This window comes from Janthinobacterium pasteuri, from assembly GCF_051380775.1.
Lineage (GTDB): Bacteria > Pseudomonadota > Gammaproteobacteria > Burkholderiales > Burkholderiaceae_D > Janthinobacterium.
Window position 1 is genome coordinate 36,036 of the sequence record NZ_JBNYXS010000010.1, and the last position, 19,216, is coordinate 55,251.

15 protein-coding genes are annotated in these 19,216 nt (G+C 59.4%); 6 read left to right on the forward strand and 9 right to left on the reverse strand.

Annotation, left to right across the window (positions count from 1 at the left end):
- Positions 1 to 22 precede the first annotated feature (22 nt).
- From sugE to ACQ4WN_RS12315, 3 genes are all read left to right on the forward strand, one after another.
- Positions 23 to 343, forward strand: coding sequence for a quaternary ammonium compound efflux SMR transporter SugE (gene sugE / locus ACQ4WN_RS12305; protein ID WP_436551793.1), 321 nt, complete (start codon positions 23 to 25; stop codon positions 341 to 343).
- An 11-nt stretch (positions 344 to 354) separates the two neighbouring features.
- Positions 355 to 714 (forward strand): NADH-quinone oxidoreductase subunit A, encoded by a 360-nt coding sequence (locus ACQ4WN_RS12310; RefSeq protein WP_436551794.1) that lies wholly within the window; start codon positions 355 to 357, stop codon positions 712 to 714.
- Positions 715 to 799: 85 nt separating this feature from the next.
- Positions 800 to 1,957, forward strand: a complete 1,158-nt coding sequence (locus tag ACQ4WN_RS12315) for an iron-containing alcohol dehydrogenase (RefSeq protein WP_436551795.1) — start codon at positions 800 to 802, stop codon at positions 1,955 to 1,957.
- A 3-nt stretch (positions 1,958 to 1,960) separates the two neighbouring features.
- Here the strand turns inward: ACQ4WN_RS12315 and ACQ4WN_RS12320 are convergent, their stop codons facing one another.
- The 8 genes from ACQ4WN_RS12320 to ACQ4WN_RS12355 all read right to left on the reverse strand — a co-directional run bounded on the left by ACQ4WN_RS12320 (position 1,961) and on the right by ACQ4WN_RS12355 (position 11,369).
- Entirely contained in the window at positions 1,961 to 4,021 is a 2,061-nt protein-coding gene (locus tag ACQ4WN_RS12320) for a 3-hydroxybutyrate oligomer hydrolase family protein (RefSeq protein ID WP_436551796.1), read from the reverse strand.
- 76 nt (positions 4,022 to 4,097) lie between these two features.
- Entirely contained in the window at positions 4,098 to 5,078 is a 981-nt protein-coding gene (locus ACQ4WN_RS12325) for a branched-chain amino acid ABC transporter permease (protein ID WP_436551797.1), read from the reverse strand.
- 31 nt (positions 5,079 to 5,109) lie between these two features.
- Entirely contained in the window at positions 5,110 to 5,994 is an 885-nt protein-coding gene (locus ACQ4WN_RS12330; protein ID WP_070288905.1) for a branched-chain amino acid ABC transporter permease, read from the reverse strand.
- A gap of 166 nt (positions 5,995 to 6,160) precedes the next feature.
- Positions 6,161 to 7,378, reverse strand: coding sequence for an ABC transporter substrate-binding protein (locus tag ACQ4WN_RS12335; protein WP_436551798.1), 1,218 nt, complete (start codon positions 7,376 to 7,378; stop codon positions 6,161 to 6,163).
- Between the two features lie 70 nt (positions 7,379 to 7,448).
- The gene (locus tag ACQ4WN_RS12340; RefSeq protein ID WP_436551799.1) at positions 7,449 to 8,177 is read right to left on the reverse strand and encodes an ABC transporter ATP-binding protein; all 729 of its coding nucleotides are present in this window, start codon (positions 8,175 to 8,177) and stop codon (positions 7,449 to 7,451) included.
- Complete coding sequence (locus tag ACQ4WN_RS12345) at positions 8,177 to 8,947, reverse strand: ABC transporter ATP-binding protein (RefSeq protein ID WP_101483351.1); 771 nt, start codon at positions 8,945 to 8,947, stop codon at positions 8,177 to 8,179. Before ACQ4WN_RS12345 ends, ACQ4WN_RS12340 begins: the two co-directional genes overlap by 1 nt.
- A gap of 133 nt (positions 8,948 to 9,080) precedes the next feature.
- Complete coding sequence (locus tag ACQ4WN_RS12350; protein WP_436551800.1) at positions 9,081 to 10,706, reverse strand: GMC family oxidoreductase; 1,626 nt, start codon at positions 10,704 to 10,706, stop codon at positions 9,081 to 9,083.
- A gap of 426 nt (positions 10,707 to 11,132) precedes the next feature.
- Positions 11,133 to 11,369: a hypothetical protein gene (locus tag ACQ4WN_RS12355; RefSeq protein ID WP_436551801.1), complete on the reverse strand. Its 237-nt coding sequence runs from the start codon at positions 11,367 to 11,369 to the stop codon at positions 11,133 to 11,135.
- Positions 11,370 to 12,172: 803 nt separating this feature from the next.
- Here ACQ4WN_RS12355 and ACQ4WN_RS12360 point away from each other — a divergent pair.
- Entirely contained in the window at positions 12,173 to 12,949 is a 777-nt protein-coding gene (locus tag ACQ4WN_RS12360) for a 5'-methylthioadenosine/adenosylhomocysteine nucleosidase (RefSeq protein ID WP_436551802.1), read from the forward strand.
- Positions 12,950 to 13,116: 167 nt separating this feature from the next.
- On the opposite strand, the gene putA is transcribed toward ACQ4WN_RS12360, so the two are convergent.
- A complete protein-coding gene (gene putA, locus ACQ4WN_RS12365) occupies positions 13,117 to 16,770 on the reverse strand; it encodes a trifunctional transcriptional regulator/proline dehydrogenase/L-glutamate gamma-semialdehyde dehydrogenase (protein ID WP_436551803.1) in 3,654 nt (1,217 codons plus the stop codon).
- Positions 16,771 to 16,976: 206 nt separating this feature from the next.
- Between putA and ACQ4WN_RS12370 the strand changes: the two genes are divergently transcribed.
- Positions 16,977 to 17,432, forward strand: a complete 456-nt coding sequence (locus tag ACQ4WN_RS12370) for an Lrp/AsnC ligand binding domain-containing protein (protein WP_010393827.1) — start codon at positions 16,977 to 16,979, stop codon at positions 17,430 to 17,432.
- Positions 17,433 to 17,634: 202 nt separating this feature from the next.
- Positions 17,635 to 19,194 carry a methyl-accepting chemotaxis protein gene (locus ACQ4WN_RS12375; RefSeq protein WP_436551804.1) on the forward strand — a complete coding sequence of 520 codons (1,560 nt, stop codon included), beginning with the start codon at positions 17,635 to 17,637 and terminating at the stop codon, positions 19,192 to 19,194.
- Positions 19,195 to 19,216: the final 22 nt, after the last annotated feature.

The following is a 19,216-nucleotide window of genomic DNA, read 5'->3' on the forward strand; positions in this document are numbered from 1 at the left end:
CCGCTCTGTATAAGGAGCCGCCATGGCCTGGATACTTTTACTGATTGCCGGCATGTTTGAAGTCGTGTGGGCATACTCGATGAAACTCTCCGAGGGTTTCACCAGACTCACTCCCTCCGTGATTACCGTGGTCATGATGATCGCCAGCTTCGGCTTGCTGTCGATTGCCATGCGCACCCTCCCCTTGGGAACGGCTTACACCATCTGGACCGGCATCGGTGCCGTCGGCGCCTTTATCGTCGGCATCATCGCCCTCGGTGAACAACTGAATGCCATGCGCGTGTGCGCCGCCGTCCTCATCGTGTGCGGCATCGTGCTGATGAAGATGTCTTCCAGCCACTGAGAGGAATCCCCATGCTCCTCCAAAACTATTTTCCCGTCCTCCTGTTCATTCTGATCGGTATCCTGGTCGGCATCGTGCCCATGCTGCTGGGGCGCGTGCTGGCTCCGCACAAACCCGATCCGCACAAGCTGTCGCCGTACGAATGCGGCTTCGAAGCGTTCGGCGATGCGCGCATGAAGTTCGACATCCGCTTCTACCTGGTCGCCATCCTCTTCATCCTGTTCGATATCGAGGTCATCTTCCTGATGCCGTGGGCGGCCAACGTGAACGAACTCGGCTTGCCCCGCTTCTGGGCTGTGATGGGTTTTTTGAGCGTACTGGCCATCGGCCTGGCGTATGAATGGAAACGTGGCGCGCTGGACTGGGAGTAGCCCCCAGGTATGGTTCCACGTGAAACATGCACAGGGTGAAAAAGCGGAGTAAGCTTGGCTACTGTCCTTGTTGTCAGGAGTCTGCATGCCCGCCTTCCAGTTCCGCACCGTGCCGCATCTGATCATTGAAGCGGGCGCCTCCGCCCAGCTGGGCGCGCACATTGCCCATCAGTTCCCCACGGTGCGCCGCGCCCTGCTCGTCACCGATGCAGGTTTTCTGCGCACGGGACTCGCCGATGTTCCGCTGCATAGCTTGCGCACGGCGGGTATCGACGTGCGTGTCTTTTCCGACGTGCAAGCCGATCCGCCCGAAGCGATCGTGCTGGCCGGCGTGGCCCAGGCCAGGATGTTTCACGTGGAACTGATTATCGGTCTCGGTGGCGGCAGCTCGCTGGACGTGGCCAAGCTGGTGGCCGTGCTGGCTCCCGGCCACCAGGATCTGGCGCAACTGTATGGCATCGGCAATGTCCACGGCCAGCGCCTGCCCCTGGTGCAATTGCCGACCACGGCCGGCACAGGCTCGGAAGTGACGCAGATCGCCATCGTCACCACAGGGGCCACCAGCAAGATGGGCGTGGTCGCGCCGCAACTGTATGCGGACCTGGCCATTCTCGACGCCGGCCTGACCCTGGGCTTGCCCCCCGCCGTGACAGCAGCCACCGGCATCGACGCCATGGTGCATGCGATCGAAGCGTACACCAGCCGCCTGCTGAAAAATCCATTCTCCGATATGCTGGCCATGCAGGCGCTGTCACTGCTGTCCGGCAATCTGCTCACGGCCTGCCGCGATGGCTGCAACTTGCCGGCGCGCGAGGCCATGTTGCTTGGCGCCATGCTAGCCGGCCAGGCGTTTGCCAATGCGCCCGTCGCGGCCGTGCACGCGCTCGCCTATCCCATCGGTGGCCTGTTCCACGTGCCACATGGCCTGTCGAATGCGCTGGTGCTGCCGCATGTGCTGCGGTTCAATCTGTCGCACGCGGCGCCGCTGTATGCGGAACTGGCGGCCGTCGTGCGGCCCGGCATCACGGGCAGCGAGGAAGCGCGGGCCGTGGCCCTGATCGATGCCATGCAGGATATTGCCCTGGCCACCGGCATCGCACGCAGCCTGCGCGAGGTGGGCATCGCGGCCAGCGACCTGGACCGGCTGGCCGACGACGCCATGCTGCAGACGCGATTGCTGGGAAACAATCCGCGCGTCGTCACGCGCGAGGATGCCCGCGCCATCTATGCAGCCGCGTTATGACACTCAGTTGGGCACATCCACCACCGTCCCCGTCACGCTGATCACATTGCCTGCGGCTGGTGTTGCCGCAATCGGCGGCAAGTTGACATTCGTGATCAAGGTCGACGCATCGGCGCGCGTCACCGTGCGCACCACCTGCGAGGGCGGCAAGGCTTGCTTGGCAGACAGATGCGCATAGATGGCGTCGAGTGCCCGGTTCAGGTACACATGCAAGGGCACGATCAGGGTCGGCAAGGCGCTGCTGAAGGAATCGAAGTGGTTGGCATTGCTCACCTCGATATAGCGCAGTTTGCTATTCGTCCCTTCCACCGCGACGTTCAATCCCAGGTAGGCGCGCGAAGCGTGATTGACGGGAATCAGGGTATCGCTGCGGCCCTGCACGATGATGGCCGGCTTGGCATGCAATTTTCCGCTAGCCGCTACCTCGGCCATGCCTGCCCGCACGCGCACGCTCTGCCCATCCAGGGTGCCTTGCAAGTTGGCGCCGCTGACGGCATCCTTGCCCGTCGCCAGGCTGCGCAGACACAGGAAGCCATCGAGCGACTGATCCGCCAGATTGGACGAAGGGGACACGCCGGCAGTGTAGCCCCTGGCGCCGCCCACGCTGTTCTCGTACACGACACTGCCCAGGATGCCGTTTTGCGCCGCAAAGCTGGCCGCCTTCTGCGCCGAAGTGAAGGCGACCGGATTGCCGCTGCCATCCGTTTGCGCAAACGTGAAACCGCACACCCTGTCCGTCACGGAAAATTTCCCATAGGCATAGGCATACGTGACGGCCACCAGGATATTCGTTCCCGCATGCGCGGCTTGCAGCGGATCGGAGTCAAGCAACCAGCCATACGCGCGCAAGCGCAGCTTCGCATCCGCCTGCTGCGCCACCAGGTCGGCGCCATTCAACAAGCCCTTGGCCACCAGCGCCGTGCAGCGTCCCGCATTGCCCGCCACGGAAGCGATGCACGGCTGATACAGGGCCGCATAGGTGGCATAGTCAAACAGCGCACGGCCAGGATTGGCGACCACCACCCCGCCCTGGCGCACGCTGTAGGCGCTCGATGCTGCCGGCTGGACCTGCGGCTCGCTGGCGGCCACGCCGCTGATCAAACCCTTGCTATCCTGTTCCGCCGCCAGCAAGGCCGAGCCGGCGCCGTTGGAAATACTCGAGGCAATCGTGATGGTGTTCTTCGGCGTCAACCGTACGATGTGCGAACTGCCATCGCGGGCCAGCACGCCGTAGCGCTCATTCAACACATAATATGCCATCTCGACCGCCTGCAAGGTGACCTTGCCCCAATCCTTCTCCGGGTTCTGCTGCGAGTGCGCATGCTTGAAGGCGATACGGTTCGGATAAGCGGCGGCCCAGGCCAGCCGGTCCGCGTCGTTCAAGTCGGGCACAAAGAGCGCACTCTTGCCGGCGGCCACCCTGCCCGCGCGCACGCCATTCTGCAGATTCACGCTGTCTTCTTCAAACACATACAGGCCCGTGCCGGAACCCTTGTCCGCATACGCCACGGCGCAGCCCTTCTTCAGACCCCATTCGCCCGAGCTGCCGATGGCGCCGTAGATGCCGCGCGAGCCGCTCGACGTGCCCGTGACGATGCAGGCATGCTCGGGATCGAAGCTGGCCGGCACCTGCACCATCAAGGTGACATTCTTCTTGCCCGTGCCGTCATCCGCATAGGCGATGTATTCACTGCCGGCCACCAGGCCCTCGCCCGTACCCACGTTCCCCGACGCATCGACGTTCGGTCCGTACAGGGTGCCATAGCCGCTGTTGGCGGCAATGTCGAGCACGGCGCGGTAGTTCGCGTATATCGCATTGCGGCGCAGATCGAGCGGCGTCGGCTGTTCGGCATTCGCATACGCGGGCGCGGCGCCAGCCAGCCCCGTCTTGCCCAGGCCGGCCGTCAGCAGATCGTTCGTCTTTCCATCGTAGTCGACCCGCGTGATGGCGCCCAGGTAGCCGGGCATCTGGTTCAGTTCTTCCGGCGCATGGTTGCTGCCACAGGCTGCCAACGCCAGCAGGGTGCACAGGCCGCTCACAGCGCGCGTGATCGTCGTTTGCATGGTGGTTCTCTCCGTTGAGGTAACAGTGGACGCACAATGAAAAACGCCGGACTATTCGTCCGGCGTTGCTTGAAAATCAGACTGCGGCTTTGGCCGCCCTGCCACCGAAGCGCGCGATGGCTTCGCCGACGATGCCGCGCCGGAACATCAGCACGCAGATGACAAAGATAACGCCGGTGACCATGCCCACCGATTCGCCCAGGGTGCCGAACCACTCGATACCCGTGTGCGTAGCCAGATAAGTGCCGACATCGCCCAGCTTGTTTTCCAGCGCGATGATCAGCACGGCGCCAAGGATGGGACCAGATAGCGTACCCATGCCGCCCACCAAGGTCATCAGCACGACCAGGCCCGACATGCCCCAGTACACATCGGTCAGGGTTTCAAAGCCCAGCACCAGCGTCTTGGTGGCACCGGCCAGGGCGGCTAACGAAGCGGACAGCACGATGGCCATCAGCTTATACTTGTTGACGTCGTAGCCCAGCGAGATGGCGCGCGGTTCGTTTTCCTTGATGGCCTTGAGCACTTGGCCGAATGGCGAGTGGATGGTGCGCACGATCAGGGCGAAGCCGGCGATGAAGATGGCCAGCACCACGTAGTACAGCACCGTGTCATTACCCAGGTCTATCATGCCCAGCAAGGTTCCACGTGGAACACCCTGCAAGCCATCTTCGCCGCCCGTGAACGGCAGGCGCAAAGCCAGAAAATACACCATCTGCGCCAGTGCCAGGGTGATCATCGTAAAGTAGATGCCCTGGCGGCGGATCGCCAGGCCGCCGATCACCAGCCCCAGCAAGGCGCCCGTGGCGACCCCGGCCAGCAAGCCCAATTCCGTTGGCCAGCCCCAGGTGCGCAGCGCGTAGCCGGTGACGTAGCCGGCGCCGCCAAAGAAGGCCGCATGGCCGAACGACAGCAAGCCCGTATAGCCGATCAGCAAGTTAAAGGCACAGGCAAACAGGGCAAAGCACAGCAACTTCATCAGGAAGACGGGATAGCCGTAAAACGGGGCCGCCAACGCCAGCAGCAAGGCAATGGCGTAGCCTACATTCTTATTCATCGTGGTAGCTCCAATACATGACTGATGAGGATTACTTTTCTTTGCCGAACAGGCCGGCGGGACGCAGCAGCAGCACGATGACCATCACCACGAAGACCACGGTGGCCGAACCTTCCGGGTAAAACACGCGGGTCAGTCCCTCGATTACGCCCAGGCCCAGGCCCGTCAGGATGGAGCCCATGATGGAACCCATGCCGCCGATCACCACCACGGCAAACACGACGATGATCAGGTTCGAGCCCATCAGCGGCGAAACCTGAATGATGGGCGCGGCCAGCACGCCGGCGAAACCGGCCAGCGCCACGCCGAAGCCAAACGTCAACGTCACCATCAGCGGCACATTGATGCCGAACGCTTCCACCAGTTTCGGGTTTTCCGTGCCGGCCCGCAGGTAGGCGCCCAGCTTGGTTTTTTCGATGACGAACCAGGTAGCCAGGCACACGGAGAGCGAGGCGATCACCACCCAGGCGCGGTAGTTCGGCAAAATCATGAAGCCCAGGTCCGTCGCGCCGGCCAGCGCTTCCGGCACGGCATACGGCTGGCCCGAGACGCCATAGAAGGAGCGGAACACGCCTTCCATGATCAGGGTGATGCCGAAGGTCAACAGCAAGCCATACAGGTGGTCGAGTTTATATAACCAGCGCAGCATGGTCTTTTCGATCAGGATGCCGACCAGGCCGACGAGGATCGGGGCGATGACCAGCATGGCCCAGTAATTGATGTCGAAATAGCTGAGGCCCATCCAGGCCAGGAAGGCGCCCATCATATACATGGCGCCGTGCGAGAAATTAATGACATTGAGCAAGCCGAAGATGACGGCCAGACCGAGGGACAACATGGCATAGAACGAGCCGTTGACGAGACCCAGCAGCAGCTGGCTCATCATCGCTTGTAATGGAACGCCGAAAATTTCCATGGCATCACAGTATAAAAAGCACCGCCGGGTAGCGGTGTGGTATGAAGGGAAACACGCCACCGCAGACCGGACTGGTGCGGCGGCGCAAGGCGAACCCTGCAAGCGAAGTGCATGCAGGACAGAGCGCCCGCGCAGCGGCGGGCGATCCGCAGGTATGGCTACAGCATTACTTCCACAGCGAACACTTCGATTCAGCCTTGGTCACATACGCTTGCGTACCGGGCACGGTGGCAACCACCTTGTAATAATCCCATGGGTATTTCGACTCGGATGGCTTCTTCACTTCCATCAAATACATATCGTGCACCATGCGGCCATCGGGGCGCACTTCGCCATTCTGGGTAAACATGTCGTTGATCTTGGTCTTTTTCAGATACGCCATGACTTTCTCGGTGTCATCCGTGCCGATCGCCTTGACGGCTTTCAGGTAGTTCGCCGCGGCCGAATAGTCGGCTGCCTGCAGCATCGACGGCTCTTTCTTCATCTTGGCGAAATAGCGTTTCGACCAGGCGCGCGTTTCCGCATTCAAGTCCCAGTACCAACCGTCGGTCAGGTACATGCCTTGCGTCAGGTTCAAGCCCAGCGAGTGGATATCGTTGATGAAGATCAGCAAGCCAGCCAGCTTCATCGACTTCGTCAAGCCGAACTCGTTGGCCGCCTTGATACTGTTGATGGCGTCGCCGCCCGCATTGGCCAGACCCAGGATTTGCGGTTTGGCTGCCTGCGCCTGCAGCAGGAAGGAAGAGAAATCCGAAGCGCCCAGCGGATGCTTGACGCTGCCCAGCACCTTGCCACCGGCCGCCTTGACGACCTCGGCCGTGTCCTTTTCCAGCGAATGGCCAAACGCGTAGTCAGCCGTCATGAAATACCAGCTCTTGCCACCCTGCTTGACGATGGTGCCGCCCGTACCGCGCGCCAGCGCCACCGTGTCGTAGGCGTAATGCACGGTGTAAGGCGTACATTCTTCATTCGTCAGGCGCGAGGAACCGGCGCCGATGGCAATAAAAATTTTCTTCTTTTCCGCCGCCACCTTGGCCATGGCCAGGCTGGCGCCGGAATTGGTGCCGCCGATCAGCATGTCGACGCCTTGCTGGTCGAACCATTCACGCGCCTTCGAGGCAGCGATGTCGGCCTTGTTTTGATGGTCGGCGGAAATGAATTCCACTTTTTTGCCGGCCAGTACCACGCCGGCATCGGCGATCGCCATCTTGATGGCTTCCGCGCCGCCGAGGCCGTCGACGTCGGAATACACGCCCGACATGTCGGAAATAAAACCGATCTTGATGGTGTCGCCCGACACCTGGGCATGCGCGGCAGCGGAAAAGCCCAGTGCAGACAAGGTACACAGAGTAGCGGTGGCAATGGCGATAGCGTTACGTTTCATAGTGTCTCCGTTGGGATTATTGTTTGCTATTTAAACGATTGCTCGATGACGATACGGAACTACATGGGCATTACACGCCAAGCAGCTCGGTCAATACCGGCATCTTGGCTTCCAGTTCGGATGCAGCAAAAGTCTCGACGATCTGACCGTGCTCCATCACATAAAACCGGTCCGCCAGCGGTGCGGCAAACCGGAAATTCTGTTCCACCATGACGATGGTGTAACCCTTTGCTTTCAGGGTGGTAATCATGCGCGCCAGCCCTTGCACGATGACGGGCGCCAGGCCTTCGGAAATTTCATCGAGCAGCAGCAGGCGCGCACCCGTGCGCAGGATGCGCGCCACGGCCAGCATCTGCTGTTCCCCGCCCGACAATCGCGTACCCTGGCTATGGCGACGTTCCTGCAAATTCGGGAACATGGCGTAGATTTCCTCCACTGACATGCCCTTCTCGCCGCTGGCCAGGGTCGGTGGCAGCATCAGGTTTTCTTCGGTCGACAGCGATGAAAAAATGCCGCGCTCTTCGGGACAATAGCCGATGCCCAGGTGGGCGATTTTGTGCGTGGGCAAACCTATCGCTTCGATGCCGTTGACTTTGATAGAGCCCGTGCGCGCGCCCGTCAAGCCCATGATGGCGCGCAAGGTGGTCGTACGACCGGCGCCGTTGCGGCCCAGCAAAGTGACCACTTCGCCCTGCTCCACTTTCAAATTCACGTCATGCAGGATGTGCGATTCGCCATACCAGGTGTGCAGTTGTGCAATTTCCAGCGCGGGTGCGCTGCCATTCACTTGTGTCGTCATCAATGCGCCCCTTCCAGCTCGGCGTGGGTGGTGCCCATGTACGCTTCCATCACTTGCGGATTGCGCGACACTTCCGCGTAACTGCCTTCGGCCAGCATGGCGCCGCGCTGCAGGACGGAAATCTTGTCGCAGATGCCCGAGACCACGCTCATATTGTGTTCCACCATCAAAATCGTGCGCCCGGCCGAGACTTTCTTGATCAACTCGGTGACGCGGTGCACATCTTCGTGGCCCATGCCCTGTGTCGGCTCGTCGAGCAGCATCATTTCCGGCTCCATCGCCAAAGTGGTGGCAATTTCCAGCGCCCGCTTGCGTCCATACGGCATGTCGACCGTGATGGTGTCGGCAAACTCCGTCAGGTCGACCTCGGCCAGCAAAGCCATGGCGCGGTCGTTGAGCTGGTTCAAGGAACGCTCACTCTGCCAGAAATGGAACGAGGTGCCCAATTGGCGCTGCAAGCCGATGCGCACATTTTGCAGCACCGATAAATGCGGGAAGACGGCGGAAATCTGGAAGGAACGGATCACGCCCATGCGGGCGATCTGGGCCGGTTTGGCGGCCGTGATATCTTTCCCATTGAACAGGATTTGCCCGGAAGTGGGGACCAGGAATTTGGTGAGCAAGTTGAAACACGTGGTCTTGCCGGCGCCGTTAGGACCGATCAAGGCGTGGATATGGCCCCGCTCTACCTGCAGGTTCACCTCGCTCACTGCGGTGAAACCCTTGAATTCCTTGGTCAAATTTCTTGTTTCCAAGATTACGTTTGACATCGTGTCTCCTAGTTGTACTTTTTGTACTACTTAGTCATTTTTATAATACACAACTTAAATTTAACGCACAATACAGTATAACTACGGTGATTTTTCGCCCGCCAGAATGGCGCAAACCTGGGCTTTGACGCGGTCATTTCCAGGCCTCATGTATCATTTGCGCGGCTTTTTCCGCGATCATCACAGTGGGCGAGTTCGTATTACCAGAAGTAATGTAGGGCATGATGGAGGCATCGACGACGCGCAAGCCGGCCACGCCGAGCACGCGCAGCTGGCTGTCGACGACACTCGATGCCTCGCTGGCCAGACCCATACGGCAGGTGCCTACGGGGTGAAAGATGGTGGTGCCAATCTGGCTGGCCGCCTGCGCCAGTTCTTCCTCGCTCTGGAATTGCACGCCAGGCTTGTATTCCTGCGGCGTAAATTTTTTCAGCGCCGGCGCAGCGGCGATGGCCCGCGTCAGGCGCAGGGCGTCGGCCGCCACGGCGCGATCCTGCTGCGTACTGAGGTAATTGGGCACGATCTCAGGCGCCGCATAGCTGTCGGCCGAGGCGATGTGCACGTGGCCACGCGAGGTGGGGCGCAAATTGCAGACGCTGGCCGTAAATGCGGGAAACGCATGCAGCGGCTCGCCGAATTTGTCCAAGGAAAGCGGCTGCACATGGTATTGCAGGTTCGGCGTGGCTTGCTGCGGGTCGGACTTGGCAAACGCACCCAGCTGCGACGGCGCCATCGACATGGGCCCGCTCTGGAACAGCGCGTATTGCAAACCAATCTGCATCTTGCCGACGATATTGCTGGCCATCACGTTCAAGGTCTTGACGCCCTGGACTTTAAAGACCATGCGCAGTTGCAGATGGTCTTGCAAATTGCCGCCCACGCCAACGGCGTCCACAACGGGAACAATGCCATGCTGCTGCAGCAAGGCGGCCGGGCCGATGCCCGACAGTTGCAGCAATTGGGGAGAACCGATGGCGCCCGCCGTCAGCAGGGTTTCACGCCTGGCCGTCGCCTGCCACTGTGTGCCGCCGCCCGTAAACACGATGCCCGTGCAGCGCGGTCCCGACTCCGAAGCCTCAAGCAACAGACGTTCCACGTGGCAACCCGTCATGATGGTCAGATTTGGACGCCGCGCGGCCGGTTTCAAAAATGCTTTCGAGGTATTCCAGCGGATACCGCGGCGCTGATTGACGTCGAAATACGCGCTGCCGCTATTGTCGCCGCCATTGAAATCGCTGGTTTTAGGAATGCCCACCTGCTGCGCCGCGTCGCGAAACGCATTCAAAATATCCCAGGACAGCCGCTGTTTTTCCACGCGCCATTCGCCGCCCACGCCATGGTTTTCCGAGGCGCCGCCGTAGTAATCTTCACTTTGCTTAAACAACGGCAAAACTTTATCCCAACGCCAGGACGCATCGTCCGTCAGGTCGGCCCAGTGGTCGTAATCGCCGGCCTGGCCCCGCATATAGATCATGCCGTTGATGGAAGAACTGCCGCCCAGCACTTTGCCGCGCGGATACATCAGGCTGCGCCCGCCCAGTCCCGCGTCCGCCTGTGTGGAATACAGCCAGTCTGTGCGGGGATTGCCGATGCAATGCAGATAGCCGACGGGGATGTGGATCCACACGTAATCGTCCTTGCCGCCCGCTTCCACGAGTAAAACGTTGGCGTCCTTGTCGCGTGTGAGCCGATTGGCCAGCACGCAACCTGCCGTACCGCCACCCACAATGATGTAGTCGTATTCGCCTGCCGATTCCAATGAAGCTCCTTTCGGTATGCCATCAAGCTGTCGCGCGGTGTGTCTCCCCACCGCGTCCCGTTACCAGAGTCTGTCTTTTTTCATGCATGCATGGCTGTTGAGCCATATTGAGATTACCACCAGTGTCGGGCCAGGGCGACATTAATCGTGGCAAGCGATACGGGCTAGCGTCACGACAAGGTAAAACACAGCGAAAAACAGGGATTGCAGGCTGTGGATAAGCATATGGATATCCACAGGGACGATATGTGTGTAAACGAAAAATTTTTTCGGCGGCTTTTTTTTGTCCAGAAACCATCCCAGGCAGATACAACGCTTACTCAGCGCTTATCCGCACGCCAAGCGATTGTTTACAAGGATAAATCGGGACTTATCCACAGAAGATGCCACCGTTAACTACTATTACTATTCTTGTATACGATCTTGTTAAGGTAAACCCGACAACGCGCGCTTTGCCTGCCCTTCGCCGTCAACAACGTCGGCAAGCCTCTCATCAAAAAAACGGCAAGCCGCTTTTGCTAACAAAAAAAATCCAGCCAACAACTGCGCGACGAAAACCGGCGCGGCCGGCATCACGCCAACAGCACTACCAAACCGTTGTGCAAAATGGAAACGCGCGCAGATCTTGGCCAGGCTCTGGCCAAGAAGGCTGTTCGACATCAAAAAAGTGGGGAGTTTTGCCTCGATTGTGGATAAGTCACTTGATATCCACAGGATGACTTGTGCGTAAACACGAAGTTATGCGCAGGCCCGCATTTTATACAATTTTGCTCCTCGCGTGATACAGCGATTATGCACGCTTTATTTTGCGTGTAAACGCTTGATCCTGTTGAAAAAAAGTGACTTATCCACAGAAAAAACCGCGTTTACTATTACTACTATTTTTATATATAGATCTATTGTAAACCGATAAAAAAAGCGGAAGTCCGGGGATATTTCCAAAAAGCATGCAAGAAGCGTCAAAAAAAAGCGCCAACAACGACAGCCAGATCCACTGCCAAACCGTCTTCCAGGAATCAACTCAACGCGCACGTCAGCGAAAGAACCGCGCTGGTGATCGCTCAACGTTGATTGCCAGACAAGGATCAGTGCACACGCACCACGTTAAACATGCCACTACAGCAAGAAAACCCGTGATTTTTGCTTGCTGTTGTGGATAAGTGCCTGCATATCCACAGGATGAGATGTGGGAAAAGTCGATCTTTGTCCACAGCTCAATTTTTATCCCAAACAAGTCCTCGCTGGATACAATGCTTGTGCGCCTACTTTTTTGTGCGCTAAGTCGATGATTTTTCGATGGTATACCGACTTATCCACAAAAAAATGGCCGTTTACTATCACTACTATTTTTATGTATACATCTTTATTTAAAACACAGAGACAAACGCGAACGGTGGAAAAGTCACCGAAATAGCTGTTTTCACCATGTAAACCGTTTTCCAATCCTAAAAACCTGTAAAAACAGCATGAATTCACACAAAAAAATGCGTTTAGGCATCATCAGTGCCTTGCACGAAGAACAGCAGGGTCTGGTGGAAGCCATGCAAGGCCCCCAGAGGCGTTCACACGGCATGCGCGACTACACCCTGGGGACCCTGTGGAATATCGACGCTGTGTGCGTCCTGTCGCGTCTGGGCAAGGTTGCCGCTGCCATGACAGCTTCTATCCTTGTGGAAAAGTACGGAGTTACCCACATCGTCTTCACCGGCGTGGCCGGCAGTGGGGATAAACACGTGAAAGTGGGCGATATCGTGGTGGCCGAAGCGCTGCTGCAGCACGATATGGATGCCCGTCCCTTGTTTCCCCGCTTCGAAGTGCCACTGACGGGCTTACAGCGCTTTGCCACGGATCTGGAACTGAGCACGCAACTGGCTGGCGCCGCAGGAGATTTCCTGCGTGACGATGTTTCCAGCGTGCTGAAGGTGGCCGATATCGTGGAATTTGGCTTGCAGCACGTACAAGTCCACCGCGGCCTGATTGCCAGCGGCGACCAGTTCATCAGCAGCGCCGCGCATGTGCGCCAGTTGAAAGAAGATATCCCCGATCTGCTGGCCGTCGAAATGGAAGGCGCTGCCGTGGCGCAAGTGTGTTTTGAATTGGGCGTGCCGTTTACCGTCATGCGCACCATTTCCGACAACGCCAACGAAGAGGCCGCCGTCGACTTCATGCGCTTCGTGCAAACCGTCGCCTCGCCGTACGCGTTGACGGTGATTCAGCAGCTATGCCAGCGCCTGGCTGCTTGATCCTTGAACTGGCGGTGCATAAAAAAAGGGCAGAACCACTGGTTCTGCCCTTCTTATTTTGAAACAAAGGAGCCTGAAAAATGTTCAGGGCTAGGCGCATTGCCGCAGGCAGTACGAATGTACGGCCAGGCAAGGCAACAACGCCATGGACTTTTTCTCAGGATCCTTTAGACACTCAGCATCATTAAACTCGCATTGCCGCCTGCCGCCGTCGTATTCACGCACAGCGCCCGCTCAGCGACCAGGCGCCACAGGGGGATGACGCCCTCCTGCGTGGTGACGATGGTGGCCACCAAGGCCCCTTCCCGGGCCGCCAGCAGCGGTTTGAGCTGGCCATCAAGGCTAGGTTCGATCATGGCGATCTGGAAATCATGCTTGACCGCATCCAGGCTGCTGACGACCTGGATGCGGTCCTTCAGCGCCGCCGGCAAGTCGCCAGGGATCAGATCCAGCGCTTGCGCCAGCACCAGGGCCAGGTTGCCGGTGGCCAGCACGGCTGCCAGCTGATTCATCAAGGTGCCGGAGGTGGCCGCCGCGCACAGAATCGTGCCGCGCGCGGCAAAGCTCAGCGTATTGCGCTCGCCGGTCGGGCCTGGCAAAACGGTGGTGCTGCCCAGCAAGGTCGTGCGCGCGTATTCCTGCGCCAACTGTTCAACCTTGTCGTGGCCATGCATCTTCGCCCACACGGTCAGCGCATCGAGCGCAGGCGGCGCCTGGCGCTGGTGCTGCGCGCCAGCCGGCGCATTGCGCTGCAAGCGTTTCAGGTACAGGGGGCCGCCGGCTTTCGGTCCCGTGCCCGATTTGCCTTCGCCGCCGAACGGCTGCACGCCGACGACGGCGCCAACGATGTTGCGGTTCACATAAATATTGCCCACGTGCGCGCGCTTGGTGATGAAATCGATGGTTTCATCGATGCGCGTATGGATGCCCAGGGTCAAGCCGTAACCGCTGTCGTTGATCGATTGCACCAGTTGCGGCAGTTCGGAGCGCTTGTAGCGGATCACGTGCAGCACGGGACCGAAGACTTCCTGCGTCAATTGTGCCAGCGACTTGATTTCCAGTACGGTCGGGGCGACGAACGTGCCTTTCACGGTGGGCAAATCGAGCGAATAATGGTCGATGGCCACGGTTTTCATGTTGTTGATGTGCGCCAGCAGATTGCTTTGCGCTTGCGCATCGATGACGGGGCCGATATCCGTGGCCAGGCGGTCAGGATTGCCAACGCGCAATTCCTGCATCGCGCCCTTGAGCATGTGGATGGTCTTGTCGGCGATTTCCGTTTGCAGGAACAGCACGCGCAAGGCTGAGCAGCGCTGGCCGGCGCTGTCAAAGGCCGACGACATCACGTCTTGCACCACTTGTTCCGGCAAGGCCGACGAATCGACGATCAGGGCATTCTGGCCACCCGTTTCGGCGATCAGGGGAATGTCGATGCCTTCAGACACGGCTCTCGCTGCCAGGTTGCGGTTGATCAATTGCGCCACTTCCGTCGAACCCGTGAAAATCACGCCTTTCACGCGCGCGTCATTGCACAGGCCGGCGCCAACGATTTCTCCGCTGCCGGGCAAAAATTGCAGCGCACCGCGCGGCACGCCCGCCGCATGCAGCAATTGCACGGCGCGGTGGGCGATCAGCGGTGTTTGTTCGGCCGGCTTGGCCAGCACCACGTTGCCTGCCGCCAGGGCGGCTGCCAGCTGGCCCGTAAAGATGGCCAGCGGGAAGTTCCACGGGCTGATACAGGTGACAGGACCGAGCGCAAGGGTGTTCGGCGCGTGTTCCACCTGCGCCGCATAGTAGCGCAGGAAGTCGACGGCTTCGCGGATTTCCGCGATCGCGTTCGGCAACGACTTGCCCGCTTCGCGCACGGCCAGGGCCATCAGCTCGATGTGATGCTCTTCGAACAGGTCGGCTGCGCGTAGTAACGCTTGCGCGCGGATCGACGGTTGCGTAGTTTGCCAATCCATGGCGTACGCGCTGGCGCTGGCCAGGGCCGTTTCCACGTCGGCCGGACCGGCTTCCATAACTTTCCCCACGACATCGTCGTGCTGGGCCGGATTGTGCAACATGTGCGTGGGGCCATTCAGGCTGACGGCGCCATCAATCAGCGGGGCTGCCTGCCATTGCTGCTGCTGCGCCAGGCCGGTGGCCAGGGTGCGCAAGGTGTCTTCATTCGACAGGTCCAGGCCGGCCGAGTTCCTGCGCTCGCTGCCAAACATGTCCAGCGGCAGCGGAATCGACGGGTGCGGCAAGCCGCCCTGCAGGCGCGCTTGCTCGAGGGGATCGCGAATCAGGCTATCGATGGCCACCTTTTCATCGACGATCTGGTTGACGAACGAGGAGTTGGCGCCGTTTTCCAGCAGGCGGCGCACCAGGTAGGCCAGCAGGGTTTCATGCGAGCCGACGGGCGCGTAGATGCGGCACGGCTTGTCCAGGTTGTCGGCGCCGACGACCTGGTCGTACAGGGTCTCACCCATGCCGTGCAGGCACTGGAATTCGTAGTCGGTAATGCCGTCGCGTTTTGCCCAGGTATAGATGGTCGACAGGGTTTGCGCGTTGTGCGTGGCAAATTGTGGATAGATCAGGCTGCTGGCGGCCAGCAGTTTTTGCGCACACACGAGATAAGAAACGTCCGTGTAGACCTTGCGCGTGTAGACGGGATAGCCTTCCTGGCCATCGACTTGCGCGCGTTTGACTTCCGCGTCCCAGTAAGCGCCCTTGACCAGGCGCACCATGAACTTGCGGCCGCTGCGGCGCGCCAGGTCGATCAGGAAATCGATGGCGAAGGGGCAGCGTTTTTGATACGCCTGCACCACATAGCCGATGCCCTCGAAACCGGCCAAATCTGCATCAAAAGCCAGTGCTTCCATCAGGTCGAGCGACAGTTCCAGGCGGTCCGTTTCTTCTGCATCGATGTTGAAGCCGATGTTGTACTGTTTTGCCAGCAACAGCAGCGCTTTGACTTTCGGCAACAATTCTTCCATGACGCGGGCGCGCTGGGCGCGGCTGTAGCGCGCGTGCAGGGCCGACAGTTTCACGGAAATGCCAGGGCCGTTGCGGATGCCGCGCCCGTTCGACGCCTTGCCGATGGCATGGATCGCCGTTTCGTACGAGGCGTAATAGTTGGCGGCGTCCTGTTGCGTCAGGGCCGCCTCGCCCAGCATGTCGTACGAGTAACGGTAGCCGCGCGTTTCATTCTCACGGCTGTTTTTCAACGCTTCCTCGATGGTCTGGCCAGTAACAAACTGGTTGCCCAGCATGCGCATGGCCAGGTCGACGCCCTTGCGGATCAGCGGTTCGCCGCCTTTGGCGATGAGCTTGCTCATGGCCGAGCCGAGACCCGATTCGCTGCTGGTACTGACCAGCTTGCCCGTAATCAGCAAGCCCCAGGTGGCGGCATTGACGAACAGCGACGGCGATTCGCCCAGATGCTTCTTCCAGTCGCCCTTGCTGATTTTGTCGGCGATCAGGCGATCAGCCGTTTGACTGTCGGGTATACGCAACAGCGCTTCAGCCAGGCACATCAATGCCACACCCTCTTCCGACGACAGCGAGAACTCGTGCATCAGCGCATCGACGCCGGACGCGCGCGTGCGCTTGTGGCGCACGTTCGAGACCAGGCGGTGCGCCAGTGCTTGTCCCTCGGCCATCGTTTCGGTGCTGCTGGCGCGGACTTGTTGCAACAGCCACTGCACGGCGGAAACCTCGTCGCGCCTATAGGCAGCGGTGATGGCGGCGCGTTGAGGTGTCGCTTCGGGCAGGATTTCTGCCTGGAACGCAGCAAAAGGAATCGGGGTAAAAGCCGAGGGGCCTGCAGGGTGCATAAGTACTCTTTACAAGGAAATGGGGACGAAAACTGACGTATTTCTTGCTCTTTTTTGGTGCAAAAAAATACAGAAAGTCGGACGTTAAGATGATTCGATTGTAAAGGGGATTCTTATGGATTAATTCTGGTAATACAGGGGACTAGCAATAGATAGTTTTTGATGCGACAATTTAACCAAATAATATTAATTTGGGGGTGATAGTAATGCTGGACAAGATCAGTAAGAAAATCTTGATGGAATTGCAGAGCGATGGACGCATCAGCAATGTGGAGCTGGCAGCGCGCGTGAACCTGTCGCCTGCCGCCTGCCTGGAGCGCGTGCGCAAGTTGCACGAATCCGGTTACATCATGGGCTATACGGCCCAGTTGAACCCGCAGCTGCTCGACGTCTCGCTGCTGGTGTTCATCGAAGTGGTGCTCGATCGCACGACGCCGGAAGTGTTCGATGCCTTCAAGCATAGCGTACAAATCATTCCAGAGGTACTGGAATGTCATATGGTGGCTGGCGGTTTCGATTACCTGGTCAAGGCACGTGTCAAGGACATGGCTGCCTACCGCGAATTCCTCGGCAAGACCTTGCTGCAGAAGGGTGTGCGGGAAACCCACACTTATGCCGTTATGGAAGAGGTCAAAAACACCACCAAATTGCCAATTAAGTGACCTCGGCGTAGCCAGCCCACTTTTCTGATTGAGCTATCGGAACAAATGTTGTAGGGTGGAACTACAATTATGCTACCCGGTAGCCGCCTGAAACGCCGCGCAGACGTTACGTTCAGGATGCAAGGTGGGCAATCGTGCTCACCCGCATACGGTTACAGCATGTCCCCGCGGGGACGTGACGGGTTCGCGCAGCGGGGGACAAATGAAGCAGTTGCGGCATCAGCTGGTGCGTTTCTTTGTATTCACGATCCTGGCCATGGCCGTTGCCTGTTGCCTGGCCTATCTGCTGCTGCTAGCGGGCGGCGACCATCCGTATCTGATTGCCTGCGTGGCCGCTGCCATTGGCGCCGCGCTGCTGGCGTTAGCCGGCCGCCCGCGCGGCGAGCCTGGCTTGCAGCAGTTCGCCCACACGGTGGGCAACGCCATCGATGCCATCATGATCGGTGCGGCGGAAACCTCGTATTTTGTCGATTCCGTCAAGCAGAAGGTGGAATTCGATGTGCGCACGGCCAGCGATATCGCCGACAGTTCCGCACAAAATGCCATGATGACGGAAAAGATCGCCGCCAATGCGGAACGGGCCGCCAAAGTGGCCGCCGGCGTGCGCGTGGAAAGCGTGGCGGCGCGCGCCGAAGTGGATCAGGGCTTGCACCGCATCAATAAGGCGCGCGAGGAAGCACAAGGCGCCTCCAGCACCATGCTGAGCTTGCAGGAAAAATCCAAACGCATCACCGGTTTTACGGAAGCCATTTCCGATATTTCCGCGCGCACCAACTTGCTGGCGCTGAACGCCGCCATCGAGGCGGCGCGCGCTGGCGAACACGGACGCGGTTTTGCCGTGGTGGCCGGTGAAGTGCGGCAATTGGCGCAGCGCACCAAGGAAGCCTCCGATGAAATCAGCGTGATGGTGCGCGAAATCAATGAACAGTCGGAAAAGGCGGCGCGCGGCATGAGTTCACTGGCGGCGGGCGTGACGGACGCGGCGCGCAATGTGGAAAGCGTGCATGCCTCGCTCAGCCATATTGAGGAATCGTCGGGCGTGTCGGAAGACGCGATCGGGCAAATCGCCCGCGCCTCGCGCGAACACGTCGACACCACGCAGCTGATCGCCGACGCCATCCTGCAAATCCGCGACAGCATGTTGTCGACGAATGCCGAATTGCCGCGCGCCACGCAGTCGGCCATGGCCCTGGCCGAGCGGGCTGAAGTAATCGCCAGCGCCCTCGGGGAATCGAGCGTGGCCACGCCGCACGACGAGATCCGCGAGGCGGCCCAGCGCGCCGCGCGGGACGTGGGCAAATTGTTCGAGCAAGCCATCGCCTCGGGGCGCATCACGCGCGAAGCCCTGTTCGACCGCCACTACCGCCCCATCCCGAATACCAATCCGCCCAAGCACAACACGAAGTTCGACGCGTTTACGGACAAGGTGTTGCCCGACCTGCAGGAAGGCCTGCTGGCGGCATTACCCCATCTGGCGTATGCGGGCGCCGTCGACAATAATGGATACTTTCCAACGCACAACAAGAAGTTTTCCCAGCCGCTGACAGGTGATTACGCCACCGATATGGTGAATAACCGCACCAAGCGCATCTTCAGTGACCGCACGGGCAAGCGCTGCGGCAGCAATACCAAGCCCTTCCTGTTGCAAACCTATAAACGCGACACGGGCGAAGTCATGCACGATTTATCCGTGCCCATCCACGTCGATGGCAAGCACTGGGGCGGTTTCCGTATCGGTTACCGCTCCAGCAGCCACGCATGAAAAAAAACGCCTGATGATTCAT